The following is a 6213-nucleotide window of genomic DNA, read 5'->3' on the forward strand; positions in this document are numbered from 1 at the left end:
TCAAAAGATTCGGTCACTTATTCACGAATTTTCAACTCTCGAAGCCACAACTATTTTATTAGCCAATTAACAGACCTTGTTAAAATAGCAGACACATTTCAAATTTATCAACGTATATTTTCAGTATTCTCTTTATAATTTTCGGCAAACCTCTCCCCTACCCTATCGTCACGAGCTTTGAAAAATTTCTGTCGACTTCAAGTCTCACGGTCGAAGAGCAAATCATCGGGACATTATGGTCGACATGACCGACATGAAAACCAAAGGCCACGGGGAAACCGTAAGGTTCGACCATGCGCGAGATCATCTCCTCCATGCTTGCCGAATTTCTGTCGGGGGCATAGTCGGTGAACTGCCCGACCACAAGACCGGCAAGCGAGCCGAGCGCTCCGCTCAGACGGAGAGTGTAGAGAATGCGTTCGATTTTATAAATAGGTTCGGCAATGTCCTCGATGAAAAGTATGCGTCCCGGACGAATCACATCGAAGGGGGTCGACACCAGTCCTGCTATAACCGCAAGGTTACCCCCCACCAGCAGCCCCTCGGCCTTGCCTGGACGGTTAAGCGGATGTCCCTCCGACTCGATGTCGGGAGTCGCACCTTCGAGTTCGCTGAATAGGAGAAGCGAGTCGTCATCCTTGCCGAGATGCTGCGCTATATGTTTCGTCATTGGAGCATGGATGGATTTTATCCCATGCTTTGTCATGAGCGCATGGAGCGCCGAGATGTCGCTGTAACCGACAATCCACTTCGGGTCGTCGCGCAGCGGAAGTCGGTCGAGCCGGTCGAGAAGATGGACACAACCGTAGCCACCGCGCGCGCAGATGATAGCACGCGTGTCAGGGTCAGTCAATGCCGTCTCCAAATCCTTGTAACGTTCCTCGTCCGTGCCTGCGTAAGTTCCCGCACGGTTAAAGGTATTCTCACCGACGTAAGGGACCCACCCCCTGTCGGCAAGCACCGGCAGACAGTTGTAGACAAGCTGCGGCTTTATAATCCCCGCAGGCGACACTATAGCTATGCGGTCCCCCTTGGCAAGCGGACGCGGTGTAATTACAGGCTCAGTCATGATTTTAGTATAGAGAGTTTTTTAGTATAGAGAGTAAAGTATAGAGTATAGAGATAATAGCGGAGCTTTGTAGGGACGCGCTGTAGCGCGTATGCCAAACGACCTTGGACAACAATCAAACCATCCTCCGGCCACCTCGCCAGAATTATCAGACGAGTCAAACTTGTCGGACCTGTCAGACTCGTCCGACTCGTCCAAATTGTCCGACTCCAATCCAATCCCCGGTCTCTCCCCCTCCGGCTCTCCTACGCAACTTGAACCGGAATTCCGGTCTCGGCTGCAATCCTCTCCCCTATCCTCTCCAGTTCTGGACGCTCAACTTTTTCGAGCGTCTCAGCAGGAGTCTTGCGGTCGATGGAATAAATCATAATCTCCCTTGGAGTGATTTTCTTATACGCCTCAATGAGCGCATCGACCTCCTCAGGAGTGGTATTGTCAATCTTCCGGCCCTCGAACTCTCCGCGCAGAAACATTGTCTGGACAATGCACTGCCCTTTGAACTGAGCAATCTCGTCGATGACCTTCTCAGACGTAAATGCAGGACTATTCGGACGGTCAATCAATCGCATGGTCTCCGTGACGGCCGAGTCGAGCTTCAGTATATTATTGTCGACCTTGCGCAAAGCCTTGCACACCTCCTCGCGGTCAAGACGCGTCGAATTGCTCAACACGCTCACCTTCGCCGAAGGATAATACTTGTCGCGGATGCGGATTGTATCGTCAATCACCCCTCCGAATTCCGGATGAAGCGTTGGCTCACCGTTGCCCGAGAAGGTAATCACATCGAGCGGTTCGCCCGCCTCACTCATGTTTTTCAGACGCGATTCCAGCAGCCGCGCCACGCGTTCGCGCGGTGGAAAACCGGTGGTTCCCGGCCCCTGCGCATTGAATCCCGCCTCGCAATAGAGGCAGTCGAACGAACAGATTTTACCGTCGTCAGGCGTGAGGTTCACACCCAACGAGACTCCGAGACGGCGCGACCGGATCGGGCCGAAAATAGTTGAATGGAAGAGTACGGTCTGCATTTCTTCAAAATTTATTTCATATCGCGGTTCCTTGATTCCTGATTCATCATTCCCTTAAAATTCTAAAGGAAACGACACCTTCAAGGCACCTGAAGAGCAAAATTAAGCATTTTTTTCGGGCCTCTCCTTTGTTTTAGACAATAAAAATCGCCATCTTTGCATTTATTAATTATCCACACTTTAACCAAAAGTTATAACCCATGAATTTCGCACGCAACTCTTTCAGAATCTTCGCTGACACTACAGCGCTCTACCACGTCACCGACGACGTCGACGCCCGTGTTGCCAACCCCTACCCCGAAGGAAGCATCGAAGCCACTCTCTTCGCCAAAAACTGGATTGATGCCGTGCAGTGGCATCTCGAAGATATAATCCGCGACCCCAACATCGACCCTGTCGCAGCTCTCGCCCTCAAACGCCGCATCGACAAGTCGAACCAGGACCGTACCGACATGGTGGAGGAAATCGACACCTATTTCCGTGAGAAATACTCCGGAGTGACACCCCTCCCCGAAGCGACAATCAACACCGAAAGCCCCGCATGGGCCCTCGACCGTCTCTCGATTCTCGCTCTGAAAATCTACCACATGGCCCGTGAGGTCGAGCGCACAGATGCCTCCCCCGAACACGTCGCAAAGTGTCAGGCAAAGCTCGATGTGCTTCTCCAGCAGGAACAGGACCTGACCACAGCCATCGACCAGCTTCTCGACGACATCGCCGCCGGCCGCAAGTACATGAAAGTCTACCGCCAGATGAAAATGTACAACGACCCCTCCACCAACCCCGTCCTCTACAAGAAATAATCCCCACTGTGCCTCATTATAGAAGGACACATAAGATAGAAGGGTACATAAGGACATAAAATCAGAAGGAACATAAATTAAATTCAGTGTTTTGAATCAGCTGAAAAAACTTATGTCCCTTCTGATTTTATGTCCTTATGTGCCCTTCCCTTATCGGTGGGTAAGCACTTACACGGTAAGGATTTCCTTTTCCTTGGCGGCGAAGAGCTCGTCGATCTTCTTCAGATAGCGGTCATGGAGCTTCTGAACATCATTCTCAGCATCCTTCTCCACATCCTCGCTCATGCCCTGCTTCACAGCCTTCTTCAGACCGTCGATGGCATCGCGGCGTGCGTTACGGACACTCACCTTGGCAGTTTCTGCCTCAGCCTTTGACTGCTTCACGAGCGCACGGCGGCGTTCCTCGGTCAGCGGCGGAATCGACAGACGGATAATCTCACCATTGTTCTCGGGAGTGATGCCAAGCTCGGAATTGATGATAGCCTTTTCAATCTCCTTGAACATCGGCTTCTCCCAGGGAGTGATGGTGATGGTGCGCGCATCGGGGACCGACACGTTAGCGACCTGCGACACAGGCACATTCGTGCCATAGTAGCTCACGCGTACTGAATCAAGAATTTTCGGATTGGCCTTGCCGGCACGGATGTGGGCAAGTGCCTCATCGAGATAAGCCACGGCCAACTCCATCTTTTCTTCGGCCGGATTTAAGTAGTCGGAGGGTTCCATATATTTTTAAGTATTAAGTGGCAAGTATAAAGTATTGAGTGGTGACAGGAACGGTCATCCTGTTAATAGACGAGGGTTCCGATCGGTTCACCCTTGATGACCTTGAGGAGGTTGCCGGGAGTGTCCATGTCGAAGACGATAATCGGCAGATGGTTCTCCTTGCAGAGCGCGGTAGCAGTGAGGTCCATCACTTTGAGTCCGCGGTTGTAGACCTCATCGTAGGTAATCTTGTCAAACTTGGTAGCTGTCGGATCCTTCTCGGGGTCAGCGGTATAGATACCGTCGACGCGTGTGCCCTTTAGCATCACGTCGGCCTCAACCTCGATGCCGCGCAGCGCACTGCCGGTGTCGGTAGTGAAGAAGGGGTTGCCTGTTCCGCCGGCAATCACTGCCACCTCGCCGCGCTGCAGTGCCTCGATGGCCACGCGGTTTGAATAGTAGTCACCGATGGGATACATGTTGAGCGCCGTAAACACCTTCGCGGGCTGTCCGATCGAATCGAGAGCCGACGAGAGCGCAAGCGAATTGATGACGGTGGCGAGCATACCCATCTGGTCGCCCTTCACACGGTTAAAACCCTTGGCTGCACCCGAGACTCCGCGGAAGATATTGCCTCCGCCGATGACGATCGCAACCTGCACGCCCATCGAGCATATCTCCATTATCTGGCGCGCATATTCATTCAGACGGTCACTGTCGATGCCGTAGCCCTGCTTGCCCATCAGCGATTCGCCGCTGAGTTTGAGAAGGACTCTTCTGTATTTAGGTTCCATAGTATATTTATGTTGGATTTTTTGTTTTTAAGTGCTTACATCAACAAAGGTAATCATTATTCCGCCAATTACCCAACCATTGTCAGCTAAAATTTAAAATACACATATTTTATAATAGATTAACACCGATTTTTCATGACAATTTGATTTCAAACATCACACAATTTGGTTACAAATTTTTCAGAAACATAAAGAGTTCTTATTTTTGCATTACAGTCAACCGTTAGTATTATCCTTTCTTCTCTTTTAAATCTATCTACATCCGTGAGTAATTCAGAACCACAGACAACACCAGCAATCCTGCTCGTTGATGACGACAAAAACATTACGTCGCTCCTCGAGGCAAACCTTCGGAGCGAAGGCTACCGTGTTGTGTCGGTTTCTCAAGCAGAAGAAGCACTCACACTTCCGCTCGAATCCTTCAACCTCGTTATCACCGAAATAAAGCTCCCCGGTGAAATCGACGGATTCGAACTCCTTGACCGCATGAAGGACGACCGTATGACCCGCCACATCCCGGTGGTGTTCTGTACGGTCCTCGACAGAGAGAACGACATTATCGCAGGACTCAACAGTGGTGCTGACGACTATGTGGTGAAACCTTTTTCGCTCCGTGAGTTCATGGCGAGAGTGCGCTCTGTGCTCCGCCGACACCGAAATTTCGCTCCCGTAGCAACCTCGCGCACAATCGAGTACCGCACACTTATCCTTAACGTCGATTCCCGTGGACTCATAATCGACGGCGACACAATCTCGCTCTCACCCACCGAATTCACAATCCTCACCCACCTCCTGCGCTCCCGCAACAAGCTCTTCACCCGTGAGGAAATCTTCGCCACCGCCTGGCCCGGTGAGGACATGAACAACCCCCGCCTCGTCGACGTCAACATCTCCCGCCTCCGCAAAAAGCTCGGAGTCTACGGCCAGAACATCGTCAACCACTCCGGCCTCGGCTACGGATTCATGGACATATAAAGAGTATAGAGGGTAAAGTATAGAGTATAGAGAGTAAAGTGTATAGAGGATAAAGCACTATAGTATAGAGGGGAAAGTATAGAGTATAGAGGGAAGAGCACTAAGTGTAAGTACCCTATCCCCTCACTCTCAAAGCCCTATCCCTTCTTCACTTCACCTATCCTTACTCTCTCCATCCACCTTACTTACTCCCTCATCACCCTCCTCCCCATACAGCCAATACTATTATCTATACTCTATACTTTAATCTCTATACTTAAAAATCTATACTCTATACTTTAATCTCTATACTAAAAACAAAAAACTAAAGACATGCTCCCTTCCTCCACCACTCCCTTCATCCTCGAAGCCGGCTGTGATGAAGCCGGGCGCGGATGCCTTGCAGGACCCGTGTTTGCAGCCGCAGTCATCCTCCCCGACGGCTACACCAACGAGCTCCTCAACGACTCCAAAAAACTCACCCCGCGTCAGCGCGAAGCACTCCGCCCCATCATCGAGCGCGATGCCGTCGCGTGGGCCGTCGCGTCATGCGACCACGCCGAAATCGACAGCATCAACATCCTCAACGCATCCATCCTCGCAATGCACCGCGCCCTCGACAAACTCGACGTCGTCCCCGGTGCAATCGCCGTCGACGGCAACCGCTTCAAACCCTACAAAGACATCCCCCACGTCACCGTAGTCAAAGGCGACTCCAAGCTCGGCAACATAGCCGCAGCCTCAATCCTCGCCAAGACCTACCGCGACGAATTCATGGAAAAAGCAGCCCTCCAATACCCCGGCTACAACTGGGAGGTCAACAAAGGCTACCCCACCCGCGACCACCGCGCAGCCATCGCCGC

General features: G+C 51.6%; 7 protein-coding genes. 3 read left to right on the top strand and 4 right to left on the bottom strand.

Annotated elements, in window-relative coordinates; all coding sequences use genetic code 11:
- Nucleotides 1-157: 157 nt before the first annotated feature.
- Together QZ310_RS09970 and QZ310_RS09975 are read right to left on the bottom strand one after the other, a co-directional pair.
- Nucleotides 158-1069 carry an LD-carboxypeptidase gene (locus QZ310_RS09970; protein WP_297072358.1) on the bottom strand — a complete coding sequence of 304 codons (912 nt, stop codon included), beginning with the start codon at nucleotides 1067-1069 and terminating at the stop codon, nucleotides 158-160.
- A gap of 245 nt (nucleotides 1070-1314) precedes the next feature.
- On the bottom strand, nucleotides 1315-2094 hold the full coding sequence (locus QZ310_RS09975; RefSeq protein ID WP_297072359.1) for a radical SAM protein: 780 nt from the start codon (nucleotides 2092-2094) through the stop codon (nucleotides 1315-1317).
- Between the two features lie 200 nt (nucleotides 2095-2294).
- Here QZ310_RS09975 and QZ310_RS09980 point away from each other — a divergent pair, with 200 nt between their 5' ends.
- Nucleotides 2295-2897: a DUF4254 domain-containing protein gene (locus QZ310_RS09980; protein WP_297072360.1), complete on the top strand. Its 603-nt coding sequence runs from the start codon at nucleotides 2295-2297 to the stop codon at nucleotides 2895-2897.
- A gap of 168 nt (nucleotides 2898-3065) precedes the next feature.
- On the opposite strand, the gene frr is transcribed toward QZ310_RS09980, so the two are convergent.
- Both frr and pyrH read right to left on the bottom strand, forming a co-directional pair.
- Nucleotides 3066-3623, bottom strand: a complete 558-nt coding sequence (gene frr, locus QZ310_RS09985; protein WP_297072361.1) for a ribosome recycling factor — start codon at nucleotides 3621-3623, stop codon at nucleotides 3066-3068.
- Nucleotides 3624-3685: 62 nt separating this feature from the next.
- Nucleotides 3686-4396: a UMP kinase gene (pyrH, locus tag QZ310_RS09990; RefSeq protein ID WP_297072362.1), complete on the bottom strand. Its 711-nt coding sequence runs from the start codon at nucleotides 4394-4396 to the stop codon at nucleotides 3686-3688.
- A gap of 264 nt (nucleotides 4397-4660) precedes the next feature.
- On the opposite strand from pyrH, the gene QZ310_RS09995 reads away from it, so the two are divergent.
- Nucleotides 4661-5371 (top strand): response regulator transcription factor, encoded by a 711-nt coding sequence (locus QZ310_RS09995; protein WP_297072363.1) that lies wholly within the window; start codon nucleotides 4661-4663, stop codon nucleotides 5369-5371.
- Between the two features lie 312 nt (nucleotides 5372-5683).
- The coding region (locus QZ310_RS10000) for a ribonuclease HII (RefSeq protein WP_297072364.1) at nucleotides 5684-6213 on the top strand (530 nt) is incomplete at its 3' end.

Origin of the sequence: uncultured Duncaniella sp. (assembly GCF_910577345.1) — a bacterium.
GTDB lineage: Bacteria > Bacteroidota > Bacteroidia > Bacteroidales > Muribaculaceae > Duncaniella.